This is a genomic window from Acidisarcina polymorpha (assembly GCF_003330725.1).
GTDB classification, from domain to species: Bacteria; Acidobacteriota; Terriglobia; order Terriglobales; family Acidobacteriaceae; genus Acidisarcina; species Acidisarcina polymorpha.
The window spans coordinates 2,428,651-2,444,663 of sequence record NZ_CP030840.1; the positions used below are offsets into that span (position 1 = coordinate 2,428,651).

Annotated in this window: 11 protein-coding genes and 1 pseudogene; 4 read left to right on the forward strand and 8 right to left on the reverse strand. The window is 58.5% G+C overall.

What is annotated here, in order from left to right; genetic code table 11:
- Positions 1–265 precede the first annotated feature (265 nt).
- From rsmG to ACPOL_RS10560, 6 genes are all read right to left on the reverse strand, one after another.
- Positions 266–943: a 16S rRNA (guanine(527)-N(7))-methyltransferase RsmG gene (gene rsmG, locus ACPOL_RS10535; protein WP_114207033.1), complete on the reverse strand. Its 678-nt coding sequence runs from the start codon at positions 941–943 to the stop codon at positions 266–268.
- A 9-nt stretch (positions 944–952) separates the two neighbouring features.
- On the reverse strand, positions 953–1,777 hold the full coding sequence (locus ACPOL_RS10540; protein ID WP_114207034.1) for a gamma-glutamyl-gamma-aminobutyrate hydrolase family protein: 825 nt from the start codon (positions 1,775–1,777) through the stop codon (positions 953–955).
- A 39-nt stretch (positions 1,778–1,816) separates the two neighbouring features.
- Positions 1,817–2,635, reverse strand: coding sequence for a lysophospholipid acyltransferase family protein (locus ACPOL_RS10545; RefSeq protein ID WP_114207035.1), 819 nt, complete (start codon positions 2,633–2,635; stop codon positions 1,817–1,819).
- Positions 2,635–4,023, reverse strand: coding sequence for a bifunctional folylpolyglutamate synthase/dihydrofolate synthase (locus tag ACPOL_RS10550; protein ID WP_114207036.1), 1,389 nt, complete (start codon positions 4,021–4,023; stop codon positions 2,635–2,637). The genes ACPOL_RS10545 and ACPOL_RS10550 overlap by 1 nt, the downstream gene beginning before the upstream one ends.
- 423 nt (positions 4,024–4,446) lie before the next feature.
- Entirely contained in the window at positions 4,447–5,379 is a 933-nt protein-coding gene (gene accD, locus ACPOL_RS10555) for an acetyl-CoA carboxylase, carboxyltransferase subunit beta (RefSeq protein ID WP_114207037.1), read from the reverse strand.
- 290 nt (positions 5,380–5,669) lie between these two features.
- Positions 5,670–6,122: a 23S rRNA (pseudouridine(1915)-N(3))-methyltransferase RlmH gene (locus tag ACPOL_RS10560; protein WP_114207038.1), complete on the reverse strand. Its 453-nt coding sequence runs from the start codon at positions 6,120–6,122 to the stop codon at positions 5,670–5,672.
- Between the two features lie 327 nt (positions 6,123–6,449).
- Between ACPOL_RS10560 and ACPOL_RS10565 the strand changes: the two genes are divergently transcribed.
- The 3 genes and pseudogenes from ACPOL_RS10565 to ACPOL_RS10575 all read left to right on the forward strand — a co-directional run.
- Positions 6,450–9,962: a TonB-dependent receptor gene (locus tag ACPOL_RS10565; protein WP_114207039.1), complete on the forward strand. Its 3,513-nt coding sequence runs from the start codon at positions 6,450–6,452 to the stop codon at positions 9,960–9,962.
- Positions 9,963–10,363: 401 nt separating this feature from the next.
- Positions 10,364–11,164: a carboxypeptidase-like regulatory domain-containing protein gene (locus tag ACPOL_RS10570; RefSeq protein WP_114207040.1), complete on the forward strand. Its 801-nt coding sequence runs from the start codon at positions 10,364–10,366 to the stop codon at positions 11,162–11,164.
- A 12-nt stretch (positions 11,165–11,176) separates the two neighbouring features.
- Positions 11,177–13,900: pseudogene (locus ACPOL_RS10575) on the forward strand (outer membrane beta-barrel protein); the annotation flags it as partial.
- A gap of 197 nt (positions 13,901–14,097) precedes the next feature.
- Here ACPOL_RS10575 and rsfS read toward each other — a convergent pair.
- Positions 14,098–14,658, reverse strand: coding sequence for a ribosome silencing factor (gene rsfS, locus ACPOL_RS10580; protein ID WP_114207042.1), 561 nt, complete (start codon positions 14,656–14,658; stop codon positions 14,098–14,100).
- A gap of 79 nt (positions 14,659–14,737) precedes the next feature.
- Complete coding sequence (gene nadD, locus ACPOL_RS10585; RefSeq protein WP_114207043.1) at positions 14,738–15,412, reverse strand: nicotinate (nicotinamide) nucleotide adenylyltransferase; 675 nt, start codon at positions 15,410–15,412, stop codon at positions 14,738–14,740.
- Between the two features lie 71 nt (positions 15,413–15,483).
- On the opposite strand from nadD, the gene folK reads away from it, so the two are divergent.
- Entirely contained in the window at positions 15,484–15,999 is a 516-nt protein-coding gene (gene folK, locus ACPOL_RS10590; RefSeq protein WP_114210749.1) for a 2-amino-4-hydroxy-6-hydroxymethyldihydropteridine diphosphokinase, read from the forward strand.
- The last annotated feature ends 14 nt before the right edge of the window (positions 16,000–16,013 follow it).

Here is a 16,013-nt window from a genome sequence, read left to right on the forward strand (position 1 = left end):
GACTTCGCCAATACCGCCGCAAGACACATAGAACGTGGAGGTTGCGGCAATTCTCGATGTTCCGCCCGACGTGTGCTGGAAAAGGATAAGCGGTGGAAAACTTCCCTCGCAAAGGGCCAGTGACTCAAGAAGCCCGCCCAGAGGGAGGCTAACTTTTGTCTCCCACAAAAGATAGAGAAGGCCGACTCGAGACTAGATCTTCTTTGTTCTATATGGAAGGTGTTCCACGTGGAACGTTGTGCGCACTCCTAAATAGAGAAATAGGCTACTTGGATGGATCGCGGTCCAGCTCTACCGAATGATCTAGATCTGCGGGTAGCTGTTCCACGTGGAACATTCGTCGTCCAGTCAAGACAACCCCATGCTCGAGCCACGGTATCCGCACTTCAGAGCCGTCAAACTCATCGGGAAGCCGAGAGGACGAGCTTGCTAAAACAACCAGCCAACCAGCATCACCAACCCTCTCGGCCGCGGTTGAAATCGCAGACTCCATCTTGTCGACTGCCCGCAGAGTCACCACCCCAAATCTTCTCTCCGGCGCCATCTCCTCGACGCGCCTCCCGAAGACCTCTGCAGAAAGTCCCAAGACCCGAACAGCTTCCCGAAGAAAACTCGCTTTCTTCCCCTGCGACTCAGCCAACGTCACCTGAATCTCAGGTCGGCATAGCGCAACCGGAATCCCGGGGAAACCCGCACCCGAGCCGAAATCGAGAAGCGTTCCAACCCCTTCAGGAAGGCCCTGTGCGCAAAAGATGCTTTCTAGGAAGTGTCTGCGGAGGATTTCTTCGTTAGACCGGATCGCAGTGAGGTTCAGCTTTGCATTCCAACGCTGCAGTAATTCAAAGTACTTCGAGAAACCCTCTGCAGCCGCCCGGCTGAGAGGCAGCAGCCCGGCGCCCGCTACCATTTCCCTGATTGTCTCCGCCGTCACAGCACCCTGCATCGCCGAGACTCATCCAGCCATCGAAGCAGCCGATACCCGCGAGCGATATTGGACCGCCGCATCGACGAACGCCTTAAACAAATGCCGCGACGCCTCGCTCGAGTCAAAGCTCCGCTCCGGATGCCACTGCACAGCCACCAGGAACTGGTCCGCAGTCCCGGACGACTCCGCCTCGAGCGCCTCAATGGTTCCATCCTCGACACAACGGGCGCTAACGATGAGACCTTCGCCCGGCAAGTCCACTCCTTGATGATGGCTCGAGTTCACCACCGTTGCCGACGGTACACTCGGCTCGACGATCGAGACCAGATCGGTCGACGCTCCAAGAATCGTCTCCAGTCTAGACCCCGCGGTCAACCGCACAGAATGTGCGCTCAGCACCTCGGGTCCAGGGTCGTGATCCACCTTCGTCACTGCCGGAAGGTGCTGGACCAGCGTACCGCCGCGCCATGTATTCAGCGCCTGCAATCCATAGCAGATGCCTAGAAGAGGAATTCCCTCGCGATAAGCAGTCTCCAGCAGAAACTCATCCACTTCCTGCCGCGCCACATCGGGCTTGGCGCACTCCGCAGCCGGAACCGCCCCATACTTCCGCGGATCCACATCGGCCGGGCTGCCCGGTAAGAGAACCCCCACGCATGATGCCATCAGCTTCTCGATCGTCGCCCGCGTTCCATCCAAAGGAATTGGCACTCCCACCGCGCCCGATGACATCAGCGAATGAAAGTAAGGCGCCCAAGCACGCTGGTTGTACGCTGCGTCGGTTGAGGTCGGCTCAGGCAACGCAATCCGCACCTCAGAGCTGCTAAGTCGAGAATGTAAAGCATCGTTCATGATCTTCCTCCATAGAACTGTCCACTTCTCCGGTACTTCTCAACTTTGCCGCGCTCTACCGTTAGCAGTATCCAGGTCTACACCACCGGAGCTGGCGGGAATCCTCTCCGCATGCGCGGAATACAGTCGGGTAATCGCCTCCTTGAGCCGCTCCGTCAGCTCCTCCACCTGTCGAATCGTGCAATTTGAGGTGTCTAAAGGGTCACCGACAACTAGCTTGATCGATTGCGGGAAGAAGTGCCGCGTGTGCATCGGCAGCAATTCATAGGTCCCGACGATCGCGAGCGGAATCAGCGGTACCTGGGCGCGGATCGCCATGTATGCAGGACCACTCATGAATGTGGAAAGCCGCCCATCCCGGCTTCGGCCGCCCTCAGGAAAAACAATCAGCGGCATTCCCGCCTTCAGCGCCTTGACTCCGCCGCTCAAGCTGCTGATGGAGGGACTTTCCGTATTAACAGCGATCTGCCCCGACCGGTTCAGATGCCAGCCAATAAACGGTACCTTCCACAGGGAGTGACGCGCCAGGATGCGAAACTGAAAAGGAATGGCGCTGAACAGCACCGGCGTATCCATGTAAGACAAATGGTTGGCCGCGTAAACTGCCGCCCGATGTACCCGCAGCTTCTCTTCACCAATTATTGTGACGGGTGAAAGCGCGATCTGCATCGAGGTCGCTGCCCAAATACGCGCAATCTGGTGCTGAAGCTTCCCATCCCTCTCAAATAGCGACGCCGTAAGCGAAAGCGTCCCGAAGAAAGCAGTTGCAGCGAAAAAAAGCGGAGCCTGTACCAGGTTTCCCAGCATCCGCGTACCGAACGGGAGCGGATCCGGCCGCGGTGTAGGGGCGTCCACCATCAGGTGCGCACTCCCGCCAACTCGCCACGCAACTGCCCGACCAGGTAAACCGATCCGGCCACCACAATCAAACCCGCCGACGGTGTTATCTCATAGGCCCGCTGCAAGGCAGTCTCGGCATTCGGCATTGCCTCTGCCAAAGAACCCGTCAGTGCGGCTGCCCTCATCATCTGCTCAAGCGAAGCCGTCCTCGGAGAATTCACTTCCGTCACCAGCACCCGGTCGAACAGCGGAAAGAGAATCTGCGCCATCTCCTCGAGCGCCTTGTCCTTCAGGCAGCCAAATATAAGCGTCTTGGATGCCCGATCTTCGAGGCTGGGCATCTCGGAAATTCCCGAACGGAGCGCCCATGCACCCGCCGGATTGTGCGCCACGTCGAGCACCACATCCGCGCGTTCGCCTCCACCCGGGAACAACTCGAGCCGCCCAGGCCAGCGCGCCGTATGGACCCCCTGGGAAATAGCAGAAGCATCTAATTTGTAACCATGGCTGTTACGTAACTCGACCGCCGCGGCAATCGCCAGCGCTAAGTTGCGCTGCTGGTGCTGCCCGGGCAGCGGCGAATCAATCTCGACCGTCTCCCCCAGCACGCTCACCGGATAGCGATTATGCCCATCTCTGCCGAACGTCCCCGGCGCCGGAACATACTCCGCCGCACTCACTCCCCTTGCACCAAGTGCGACTGCAATCTCTCCCAGGGCCTCGTTCGCCTCTTGGTGCTGCGGCAGCGTCACCATGGTCCCGCCGGCCCGCAATATCCCCGCCTTCTCTCGCGCGATCGCACGGATGGTCGAGCCCAGCCACTCCGTATGATCGAGCGAAATATCGGTAATCACCGAAACCAGCGGCTCGACCACATTGGTAGCATCCAGCCGCCCTCCCATCCCGACCTCGAGAATAGCAATATCAACCGCCGCCTCGGCAAAGTGAAGGAAGGCCAGCGCCGTCACCGTCTCAAAGAAGCTCGAATGCTCGGAAAGCCGCCCCTGACGAACCAGCCGCGCCGCCGCCTCATCGACCCGGAAGTAAAGCGCCGCGAAGTCGTTATCTGGGATCTCTCCCGCCGTCTGCGTCCCCTTTGCTCTGTCTCCCGGCTCTTCTCCCGCCAGGATCCGCACCCGCTCATTCACTCGCGACAGATGCGGCGAGGTAAACAGTCCAGTCTTGTACCCTGCCGCCGCCAGGATGCTCGCCAGCGTCGCCGCCGTCGAACCCTTCCCATTTGTGCCCGCAATCAATACCGAAGGAAACTTCAGCTGAGGGTCTCCCAACTCCGCCAGAAGAATCCGCATGTCTTCCAGGCGAAACTCCCGCCGTGCCGCCCCAGGAGTCGTCACCAACTCCCCGGCCAGCGCCTGCAGCCCCTGGATCGCTGCTTCATAAGACATAAATCGTGCCTCTAAGTTCCGATTCTGAGTACCTGCAGCATCTTGGAATCGCTGCAGAACCAAGTAGCGTGCGCCGTCATCCTTGATTCAGCCCCACCGGCCGCACCTACCGGCAGAAGCATCGTTTTTCAAGCCACTAGCCGAGCATTGCGAGGCGAAACGCAAAGGAAGGCACGCTTTCCAGCTCCGCCCAATCCTCAAATCCCCTCAATCTCTGCTATCCTCCCACCCATTCTTTAAGGGACACCAACGAAGTCTCGTAGGAGCCCCAACGAAGTCCACCGACTGAAGCGGTACGGTCTTCAGCCGTGCCATACCGACACCAAAGACAATGGCGGCTTTAGCTGCGGAGGGAAGCGCTTCGATCAAACCCTATCCTCATATATAGGAGAACGATTCCAAAGTAGGAGGACGAACCGAACGCTACTCCGTCTTCCGCGTATCCCCACCCATGAAATCCAGTACCCGGCTCAAATATCCCTTCAACTCCCGGCGGTCGACCACCGCGTCCAGCATCCCATGCTCGAGCAAAAACTCCGACCTCTGAAATCCGTCGGGCAGCTTCTGCCGGATCGTCTGCTCCACCACCCTCGGTCCCGCAAACGCAATCAACGCGCCTGGCTCGGCAATATTCAAGTCGCCCAGCATCCCAAAGCTCGCTGTCACTCCGCCGGTCGTCGGGTCGGTGAGGACCGACAAGTAGGGTATCCCCGCATCGTCCAACAAGCCCAGCCGAGCCGACACCTTGGCCAGCTGCATCAGGCTCACAATACCCTCCATCATCCGCGCTCCGCCTGATGCCGCTACGATAATTAAAGGATGCCGGGTCGCGAGCGATCGATCGGCCGCTCGGGCGATCGTCTCCCCGACCACCGCGCCCATGCTTCCGCCAATGAATGCATATTCCATCACGCTCAGCACCACCGCGTGATGCCTGAGATGGCCGGTCGCATTGAGAATCGCGTCATTCAGCCCGGTCTCATCCTGGGCCTTGCGCAGCCGTGCCCGATACGGCTTCAAATCCACAAAATTCAGTGGATCCGTTGACTTTAACTCCAGATCGACCAACTCATATCCCGGCTCTAGCAGGCTCTCGATCCGCTCCCGAGCCCCGAACCGGAAGTGCTTTCCGCACCGCGGGCAAACCTGCATGTTCGCATCCAGGTCCGCCTTCCATAGCACCGAACGGCAGCCATCGCACTTTGTCCAAAGGCCCTCGGTGCGGACGCGCTTTTCGCTGCCATTGACGCTCGGCTCCGGCAAACCAGAAGAGGCATCAGAGAAGCCACTCTCCACATTCTCTCCCGGCAACTCGCCATCGGCGCCGTTCTCTCCCTGCCGCTTAAACCATGCCATCTGTGCCTCGACTTCCCATGCCCCGCCTTCCCCTGTCCTCGACTGTGTCCAGACCAGGAAACCTCCGGAGCCGCCAGTCCTGGACCGGCTCTGCACCTAACAAAAAGTTCGCGCTACAATCTCCAGCCATCCGCGGAATTCGACGTTTTTCGCTCTCGACATCATGCCATCCGGCGATCTCCTGCGCTCTGGGCCACGATTCGCTCGCAAGCTTTCAGTGTAATGGATTCGAAGCAGCAAACATCCATCACCGTCTCTCCACCGCCATGCCTCCGGCCCAAGTACTCCGTTCAGTGCCCTCCATGATAGGGATGGTTAGCCAGGATCGTGAAAGCCCGATACACCTGCTCCACCAGCACCACGCGCGCCAGCTCATGCGGCAGCGTCATCGCCCCCAGCGACAACACCAACCCTCCGGCCCGGCCGCCGGCGGAGTCCACGGCCACCTGCGACCATCCGTCCGCCGGTCCCACCGCGAAGATCAGGTTCTGCGCTCCGCCATCCCGCTGTCCCCCGATAAAACCGGCGAACTCCGCCGACGACAGCATCTTTCCCCTCCCATCCAGCAGCACGACGCGAGGAGCCGTCCTCGTCCGCCCTCCCGCGACCGCCTCCAGAAAGGCCTCTTCGGAGCGAAAGGTCTTCGCCTCGACCGGTGTATAGACGGCCAGTCGACTCAAATAAACGTCCGCCAGGGCGTCGAAGGCCGTCGCACGTCCCCGGCCTGCGATTGCCGCAATCATCACCTTCACCTCAAAAGTCTAAATCCCGCCTTAACACGCCTGTCCGGACAAGGATCAATGAAAATTCAGATAAATCATCTACACAATCTCATAGGCAATCCAGAAAACTGGAGATTCCCTTTATGGATCTCTACAGCCGATTCACAAAGTGCGGCAAAAACAAACAACTTCCTCGCGTCGCAAGCTTTGGTGCACAACGTGCAACACCGACCCCTACACGCCCTACCGCTACATTCATAAACAGCAGTCCCAGTAACTTTTGCTTGGAAGAAGCTGGAGTGCACCCCAGCATAAGAGAAAAGATCACAAAGCACTCGAGAGGGATCAATGCTACGTTTCTGCAAAACAGTATTCGCCGCTGCAATGCTCCTCGGATTTGCCCTCAGCTCCACCGCCATCGCCCAAGTCAACACCGGCCAAATAGAGGGAACGGTCACCGATCCATCCGGAGCGCTCGTCGCCAACGCCACCGTAACCGTCAAAAATCTGGGCACAGATGCCACCCGAGTTGAACACAGCAGCGTTAACGGAACTTATTTGCTTTCAGATCTTTCCCCCGCCAACTACGAACTCACCATCACGGCGGAAAATTTCAAAAGCTTTGTCTCCCGAGTGACCGTGACGGTTGGTGGCCACACCACCATCGATGCAAAACTCACCCTCGGTCAAGGAACCACCGAAGTAGAGGTCGTTGGCGAGGGCGGAGCCCAGGTCAACACCCAGACCCAGGAACTCTCCCAGGTCGTCGATCAGCAGCAGATTTCGCAGCTCCCCAGCCTCACCCGCAATCCCTATGACTTCGTCGCCCTTTCCGGCAACATCTCCGGCGGCGACAACTCCGCTGCTGGCAACTCTCAAAACGCCACCCTCCGCGGAGTGAACTTCAATATCAATGGTCAGCGCTCGACCGGCACTGAAATCCTCTTGGATGGCGTTGAAAATATCACCGTCTTCGGCGACGGCGTCGGCATTAAGGTGCCCATCGATGGCGTCCAGGAATTCCGCATCGTCACCAGCAACTTCGAGCCCCAATATGGCCGGGCCTCCGGCGGCGTCGTCAACGTGACCACCAAGGCCGGAACCAACGCATTTCACGGCAGCGCCTGGGAATTCAACCGGCTCGCGGCGTACACCTCGAACACTGTGACCAACTCTCAGGAAGGCATTCCCAAAGGTCAGTACACCCGCAATCAATTCGGCTTCGCCGTCGGCGGCCCTATCCTGAAGGACAAGCTCTTCTTCTTCGGCAGCACCGAATGGACCCGTGTACGGAGCGCCGCCGTCTCGACCGCTGCTGTTCCGACGCCGCAATACCTGGCCGTCGCTCCGGCCAACATCCAGGCCTACTTCGCCGCCTACGGCGCCAACACCTTCAATCTCAACACCACCTACAGCGCCGCTGATCTGGGCATCGCTACCCTGCCCGCAGCGACTCCCGTTCTCGGCACGACGACCTTCACCGCTCCAGGGGACGCAGGCGGCGGCTTACCACAGAACACCTACAACATCCTCGGAAGGTTCGACTACAACCTCAGCGACAAGACCCAGGTCTTCTTCCGCTATGTCGACTACAACGAGGCCGACCAGGCCGGAAGCGTCTTCTCTTCTCCTTATTCTCAATACAACGTCAGCCAGACCGTCCAAAACCAGGCCTATCTGCTCAGCGCCTCCCATGTCTTCAATCCCAGCCTGGTCTCGAACACTAAGCTCAGCTTCAGCCGTTTCAATACGGCCTACGCCTACGACACCGCCCTGCAAAACACCCCCACGCTGATCGTTTCGCCAAACGCCCAGATTCCGGGAACCTCGACCTTCATCCAGTTGCCCGGCTTCTACGACACCAATCCCGCCAACGGAGGTCTCCCCTACGGCGGCCCGCAGAACACCGTCCAGATCAATCACGACCTCGATGTCATCAAGGGAAAACACTCCATGCAGTACGGAGCCCAGATCCTTTACATTCAGGACAACAACGCCTACGGAGCCTACGCTCAAGCCAACGAACAGCTAGGCCAGGGACTCACCAAGGGGTTGGCCGCTCTCGGCACCGGCAATCTTTTCGAATTTGAAGCCGCCGTCAATCCAGCGGGAGCCCTGCCCTGCGTCCGAGACCCATACACTGGCGACTTGACCCAGACTCCAGGTTGCTCCATCAATCTCCCCGCCTCGGCTCCCTCCTTCGCTCGCAGCGAACGCTTTCACGACTGGGCCGTCTACGGCCAGGATGCCTGGAAGGTCTCTCCGCGCTTCACCTTTAACTACGGCGTTCGCTACGAATATTACGGTGTTCAGCACAACAACCATAAAGACCTCGATTCGAACTTCTACTACGGCGACGGCAACCTCGATCCCGAGGGCATTCGCACCGGCCAGGTCTTCACCACCCCGACCAGTCCCATTCACTCCCTCTGGAATCCCTCCTACGGGACCGTCTCGCCCCGCATCGGCTTCGCCTACGACATCTTCGGCGATGGCAAGACCTCTGTCCGCGGCGGTTACGGCATCAGCTATGAGCGCAACTTTGGCAATGTGACCTTCAACGTCATCCAGAATCCGCCGAATTACGCCGTCATCATCATCAACGGCACGCCCGTCACCAACTCCAATGCCGGCCCACTTGCCGGAGCGTCTGGAAGCGTTCCGCTGCCCCCCACCAGCCTCCGTAACGTCGACCAGAACATCAAGACCGCACAAACCCAGTTCTACAGCGCCGCCCTCGAACACCAGTTCGGCGCCGGTACCGTCCTCTCCCTCGAATACGCAGGCGCTCGCGGCCTCCATCTCTACGACATCAAGAACGTCAACGGCCTCGGTAGCGGCAATGCTCTGCTCGGCGATTCCCTGCTCGACCCTTCTGGGACGATTCCTGCCCTCACCCGGCTAAATTCCCAGTATTCCAACACCAACAACCGCGGTTCAGGCGCCGATTCCTACTATCACGCCATGAATATCCAGTTTCAAAGCTCCAACCTCCACCGCACCGGCCTTACCCTCGTTGCTAACTACACTCTCTCTCATGCAACGGACGACCTGAGCACCACCTTCTCCGAAACGAATAACGAATTCAGCTTGGGATATACCAATCCCTTTAATCCAGCCCTCGATCATGGCACCAGCGATCTCGACATTCGCCATCGGCTCGTGATCGCCCCGATCTATCGCACCCCATGGTTTGCGAATGGACACAGCGCCCTCAAGCAAGCCCTCTTCGGCTGGCAGATCACCGGTATCTACCAGGTTCGCACCGGAACCCCTTTCAGCTACTACGACACCACCTTTAACAACACCGGCTACAATGTCGCGCGATATACTCCGGACGGTGGAGTGGTTCCCAAGCACACTTTTAAGTCCATCCCGTCGGGCGTGAACGGCGGTGGCACCAACGCCTACAACGTAGGGAACTTACCCGCGTCGTTCTCCTTCCTCAATCAGGCGTGGTACGACGCCACCAATACCCCAGCCGTCAACGCGGCAGGAAACGAACCCCTCACGGTTTCAGACTGGGGACCTTATCCCGCTGCCATGACCTCCCGCAATGCCTTCCGCGGACCAGGGGCGTGGAACGTCGATGCTGCCGTTAGCAAGACCTTCCCCATTCATGAACAGGTCAACTTGGTCTTCCGCGCCGAAGGCTTCGATATCCTCAACCACCACAATCTCTATATCCAACAAGGCCTGAACGACGTGGCAAACGTTCAAGACTTCACTCAGCCCCTCAGCGTCCAACAGCGCCCGGGAGTGCCCCTACCCATCACCGCCTCGAAGGGTGGAATCGGAGCAGATGGCGGCGTCAACGACGAACGCCGATTTGGCCAATTCTCCCTCTCCCTCCAGTTCTAACCTGACACACTAGAATCGGGCCGCCACCCAGGCGGCCCGATTAGTTCCCTAAGAAGCAGCAGGATCCGCTGCTTGCAGCCCCTCATGAACCTTCTGCCACCGCCTAACTTAAGCCATCTCCCACCCCCGGGAGTTAATGCGGCCCCTTCCCGCCAACGCAACGAAATTCCTGCTGCCGTTTTTCATAGCTAATTCAAAAAAGTGGAGACAACCTCGCTCCGCTCTCGAATCCCCGCAGTCGGAACTTCTATCCGAATGAGCAACTTCCAGTCAGGTACATTTTGGAAGCGCACGTGCTAAGGAAACGCTAAAGCTCTTTTGTCGATTGCGACCCCCTTGCTTGGAAGCGCTGGAATCCACCCCCAGCTCACTGATTCTCAATAGAATTTGGAGAGGGATTGATGCTACGTCTCTGCAAAGCAGTATTCGCCGCTGCAACGCTCGTCGGATTAGGGCATGGATTGAATGCCTTCGCTCAGGCAGGATATGGGGAACTCTCCGGCCTTGTCACCGACCCCACCCACGCCGCCATCGCACATGCCGACGTGAAGCTGCTCGATAATGCCACCGGGCAAGCCCGCGAAACCTTCACCAACTCCGCCGGCGAGTACCGCTTCACCGCTGTCCCCGTCGCCAGCTACACCCTCAACGTCTCCGCTCCCGGCTTCAAGAGCTTCGAAGCTACCAGCGTCACCCTCTCCGTCGGCACCACCTCCACCCAGGACGCGGTCCTCAGTATCGGCTCCGCGACCGATGTCGTCGAAGTCACCGGGCAGAGCGTCGAGCAGGTCCAGACCGATACCTCCGCCGTCTCCCAGTTGATCGACTCCTCTGTCTGGAGAAGCTCCCCGCTCGAGACCAGGACCCAAAACGCCTTCATCGATCTCGTCGCCGGCGCGACTCCGGATGACCCCAACTCCACCACCTTTCGTGGCGCGGCTGTTGACGGAGCCCGCACCGGTACTGGCAACTATCTGCTCGAAGGCATGGATAACAATGAGCAAGGCCAGGGCGGCGTGGCCCTGGTCGGGGTCGGCGGCGCGTCCCTGACCCTCTCCCCCGATGCCATCGAGGAATATCGCGTTATCACCCATGACGCCCCCGCCGAATACGGCCGATCTGGAGGCTTCGCCACCGACACCGTCCTCAAAAGCGGAACCAACCAGTGGCACGGCTCCCTCTTCGAATACAATCGCGTCTAGGCCCTCGCCGCCGAACACTGGTTCTCCAATAACGCCGGCGTCAAAGACAGCCTGGTCCGCAATCAGTTCGGCGGCTCCATCGGCGGCCCTATTCGCAAAGACAAGACCTTCTTCTACGCGACCGTCGAGATCCATCACCTGCGCGATGCCACGCCCATAACCAACACCACCACCACCCAGAATTTCATCGATTTCGTAAACTCTGGCGCCTTCCAGACCTTTATGGAAGGAACGACGCAGCAGGATCCCAGCACCCCGCCCCTCTCCAGTGGAGATCCGGCCCCGCCCCAAATCGGCATCTGCCCCGTCAATCTCGGGACGACCTGCCCCGGCGCTTTCGCTGGCACCGCCAAGGCTGGACCCATCTTCTCTTCTCAAGATGCCGCTCAGCCAACCTCCTTTCCGCACCCCATGGTCAACGCTGCCGCCACTCCGATTGACAGCTATGTCTCTCAAAATCTAATCACCGGCGGCCTGCTTCGCTATCCCGTGCCGGTCTACACCACATCGACTATCCTCAATCACGAAGCGCTCAACCAAAACCGCGGTTCGTTGAAGATCGACCATAAGCTCACGGACAAGGATCAGCTCAGCTTTACTTACGCCATCGATCAGGTCTCTGACGCCACCAGCTTAGGCGGTGGAGATGGTGTTTTCGGTCCGCCGCTCGACCTGATCGGCGGTGCTCAATTCTTTACCGGTAACTGGACCCATGTCTTCTCCCCCTCCTTACTGAACATCTTCCGCGGCGGCTACCTCCGCCATGTCTCGGACTTTACCGTGCCTGCGTCAACATTGGGCGTCCCCTCGATCTTGGCAGTTGACCCCTTGGAGTCCTCGCTCGGCCACAGCGCTGGCTTGCCCCAGTACTTCACTGAAAACCAGTTCACCTACCAGGATTCACTGAGCAAGAATGTCGGGGCACACGCCGTCACCGTCGGATTCCAGTTCGTGCGCACTCGCAATGGCTCCTCCTTCTTCAACGATACCGACGGCACCATCGAGTTTTATGGCGTCGAAGACCTGGTCACCGACGGCAACTTTGGGGAAGAGCTCGATGCCACGCAGCCCACAGCGTCCCCCAACGGCTCCATTTACTTGGCTTCCGCCTCGGTAGATCCAACCACGCAAAGTCGCCCCAACGTCTATCGCGGCTACCGCGCCAACGAGTTCTCCGCCTTTGCTCAGGACGATTGGAAGATCATGCCGCGCCTCACCATTAACGCCGGCCTGCGCTGGGACTATTTTGGGCCGCCGCACAATGCCGAGCCCGGCTTCGATTCGAACGTCTACTTCGGCCAGTTCGGCACCCCCACCTCGAATGGCAATCCCTTCTTCCCCACCAATGCACTCTCTGGGGGACTTCAGGGTGCGACGTTCATTCAAAAGAACAGTAATATCTGGAACAAAGACACCAATAACTTCGGCCCTCGCGTCGGCTTCTCCTACGACGTGACTGGCGAGGGCAAGCTGGTTGTGCGCGGCGGTTTTGGCATCGGCTTCGACCGTCTCTACAACAATGCCTACGAGAACATCCGCTTCAACCCGCCAAGATTCGCGGACAACTCTGTGGGCGCATTGATCAATGGTGTACCTGCAGGTCCCACTGATCTTCCCGGCGTCTACACCATCCCCTTTTCCGCCAATGCTGCCTTCGCCGCCTACGGCGCCAAGCCCGTCCCGCGCCATATCGATCAGCGGCTCGTTACCGCCTACTACGAGCAGGCAAACTTCGGCTTTGAATATCAGCTCGCTAAAGGCTATCTGCTCGAGACCAACTATGTCGGCACCTTCGGCCGTAAACTGGTGGGTTTGATCAACATCAACACCTATCCAGGCCGTAACGGTTGCCCGATCGGTGGAGGCTCCAACGATGACGGCTCCTATCCGGCCGGCACCCCGTGCGCCAGTGCCGGTTTCCCCAATGGCTTCTCGAGCGGACACGTCAGCACCCTCTTCAATAGCGATAACTTTAGGACCAACGCCTTCAACTCCAACTACAACGCCCTTCAAGTCAGCGTCCGCAAGGCCTACGCCAACGGACTCCGCCTCTCCGGCAACTACACCTACAGCAAAGCCATGGACGAGATCAGTGACGTCTTCCGCCAGCGCAACAGCGCCACCGGCATCACCGACTCCCAGAATCCCGCAACCGACTACGGTCCCGCCGACTTCGACCTGACCCATCGCGCCGTCATTACCCTGCTCTATGAGGAGCAGTGGAGAAAGAAGAACCTGCTGCTAGGCGGATGGTCGATCGCCCCCATCCTCACCTTCTCGTCCGGCTATCCGGTCGCTCTCTCGGACTCCTCCGATGACCCGAACCAGGACGGGACCTTCTCCGATCGTCCTCAATACCTCGGCGTCGGAGGCCAGAGCAACGCCGTCCAATCTGGCTACTCGAAGACCGAAAACGCCTTTCGCTTCCTGAAGGCGGGCAGCTTCGGTCCGGTCGCCTGCCCGGCCAACCTGAACTTCGGCATCTGGTGCGATAGCCCCACTTCGCGCAATGCCATCCACGGCCCTCACACCACCAACGTAGACTTTGCCTTGCTGAAGCACTTCAATGTGCTCGAGCATCAGGCCGTCACCTTCGAAGCCAACTTCTTCAACCTCTTCAACCACGCGAATTTCGGAGACATCGACGGAAACATCGCCGACGGCAGCAACTTCGGCCACGCCCTCTCCTCGACCGATCCTCGTGTAATTCAGTTCGCCCTGCGCTACGACTTCTAGCCAGGCAGGCCCAAATAAGAAAGGGTGTCGCTCCAACCAGAGCGACACCCTTTTGTTCAAATTCCAGTTCAACCTTCGAAAAAGTACTAAGTAGTTAACAGCTGATCAACGTTGTTATCAGCCGGGTACTAAAAAAAGCCCTTCCAGCAGCACAAAAAGACGCGAAAAAGCGCCCTTTTTTGACCCGAAAATCACTCTCATTTCGTGCTTTTTTTCGCAGTTTTCTTGACCGTTTTTTTGGCCGCAACTGTTTTCTTGGCGGCGCTCTTCTTCTTCGCGGGGGCCGCGGAATCCGATTTGGACGTGCTCTTTTTTGCCGTAGTCTTGGCCGCGCCAGCTGCCTTTTTTACTGCTGACTTCTTTCTGGATTCCTTCACTTTCTCGTTCAACGCCGCCTTCAAATCCCCAATATCTACGCTGGTTGCGGACTTTCTCAGCCGCTCAATGTCGTAGTAGGCGCGCTTCTCCGCGACGAAGATATGGACCACGAAATCGACGTAATCCATCAGCACCCATTCGCCCTGCCTCCGGCCCTCAACCGAGTTCGGATAGGTCCCAAACTCCCGCTTCAGCCGGATCTCGATCTCATCGGAAATCGCCACCACCTGCCGCGTATTCGTCCCGCTCGTAATCAGAAAAAAGTCAGTAAACCCCGCATCACTCGGATCTAGCTCCAGGATGCGGGTGTCTTCGGCCTTCTTGTCCGCGCTGGCCGCGGCTGCGGCGGCTACCATCTGTCTTGTCTCGGTCGATGCCATCAGGGATTGTTGCTCTCCTCAAGTGATCTTCCATCGTAGCTCGCATACTCGATAAAGCGCTAATGCCGAGCATTCAGCCTCAGCAATAAAGGCCTCTCTCTTCGATGTAGCGCAACACCGAGGGAGCGAGCACACTCGCTTTCGAATGCTCTCCACAAATGGCGGCCCGGATGTCGGTAGCCGAAATATCTTCCTGTAGGTCCGGCATCAGGTAGAGCTCCGAATGCAGCCCTGCTTGATTGCGGAGCTCCCACGTCACCAGCTTCTTTGCCGCAGAATCCCGCAGTGTCCGCATAGCATCGATGCCATCCGGCAGCGCAGCCGTCAAGTCGTCGATCGACGATCCCGGCCTGCCGGCAACGATGAACCGGCAGAGAAATGGCAGCTCCTCCGCACAGTGCCACTGCTTCAACGAGAGGAACGCATCCGCTCCCAGCAAGAAATACAACTCCACCTCGGCCCCTTGCCCAGCGCGGATGCGCCGCAACAAATCAACTGTGTAGTTGGGATGCCCATCGACTAACGGCGCATCGATATCTGAAGCTACAACGTGAGGTTCATCCGCGACGGCAAGCCTCACCATCGCCAATCGATCGTCATAGGTGGTTTTTGAGGAGTCGATTTTGAATGGCTGAGTTCCCGCGGGCGTCATCCACACAACATCCAGCGCCAGCCGCTTGACGGCCGCTCTCGCAATCGCAAGGTGTCCGCGATGCGGAGGGTCGAAGCTTCCACCGAAGATTGCGATGCGCATCTACCATCATGGTAACGGACGCGCGCGAATTCCGGCCGCTGTCTATACTCACGACAGGCAAGCGCAGCGCCATGACAGAAAACATCGCCTACATCGGCCTGGGTTCCAACTTAGACTCGCCCGCAGGCAGCCCCAACGCCACGTTGTCCGCGGCGATCTCTCGGCTCCGCGTGCTTGGCGAAGTTAAAGCGCAGTCATCAATCTATGTAACTGAGCCGGTCGGCTACACTCAACAACCAAAGTTCTGCAACGCCGCGGTCGCACTCCAAACCTCGCTAGGTCCCTTGGAACTGCTGCGTCAATTACTTGTTGTCGAACACGAGTTCGGTAGAGATCGCGGCGCTACCCGGCCCAAGGGCCCGCGTACTCTCGACCTCGATCTTTTAATGTTCGGAGATGAGGTTGTGAATTTGCCTGAGCTTACGGTTCCACATCCGGCGCTTGCGGAACGGCGATTCGTTCTCAAGCCTCTCGCCGAAATCGCTCCGAACACTATTCATCCAACGTTGAACAAGACGATCGACGCGTTGCTGCAAAGCCTTCCCGATGAAGACGAAAACCGAGTCTCTGCCGTGAACATTTCCTGATCGACTTCCCATGC

Excerpts from the sequence above, each read along its gene's own strand:
- rsmG (WP_114207033.1), bottom strand. The coding sequence starts at position 943 with ATGCAGGGTGCTGTGACGGCGGAGACAATCAGGGAAATGGTAGCGGGC.
- ACPOL_RS10540 (WP_114207034.1), bottom strand. The coding sequence starts at position 1,777 with ATGAACGATGCTTTACATTCTCGACTTAGCAGCTCTGAGGTGCGGATT.
- ACPOL_RS10545 (WP_114207035.1), bottom strand. The coding sequence starts at position 2,635 with ATGGTGGACGCCCCTACACCGCGGCCGGATCCGCTCCCGTTCGGTACG.
- ACPOL_RS10550 (WP_114207036.1), bottom strand. The coding sequence starts at position 4,023 with ATGTCTTATGAAGCAGCGATCCAGGGGCTGCAGGCGCTGGCCGGGGAG.
- accD (WP_114207037.1), bottom strand. The coding sequence starts at position 5,379 with ATGGCATGGTTTAAGCGGCAGGGAGAGAACGGCGCCGATGGCGAGTTG.
- ACPOL_RS10560 (WP_114207038.1), bottom strand. The coding sequence starts at position 6,122 with ATGATTGCGGCAATCGCAGGCCGGGGACGTGCGACGGCCTTCGACGCC.
- ACPOL_RS10565 (WP_114207039.1), top strand. The coding sequence starts at position 6,450 with ATGCTACGTTTCTGCAAAACAGTATTCGCCGCTGCAATGCTCCTCGGA.
- ACPOL_RS10570 (WP_114207040.1), top strand. The coding sequence starts at position 10,364 with ATGCTACGTCTCTGCAAAGCAGTATTCGCCGCTGCAACGCTCGTCGGA.
- rsfS (WP_114207042.1), bottom strand. The coding sequence starts at position 14,658 with ATGGCATCGACCGAGACAAGACAGATGGTAGCCGCCGCAGCCGCGGCC.
- nadD (WP_114207043.1), bottom strand. The coding sequence starts at position 15,412 with ATGCGCATCGCAATCTTCGGTGGAAGCTTCGACCCTCCGCATCGCGGA.
- folK (WP_114210749.1), top strand. The coding sequence starts at position 15,484 with ATGACAGAAAACATCGCCTACATCGGCCTGGGTTCCAACTTAGACTCG.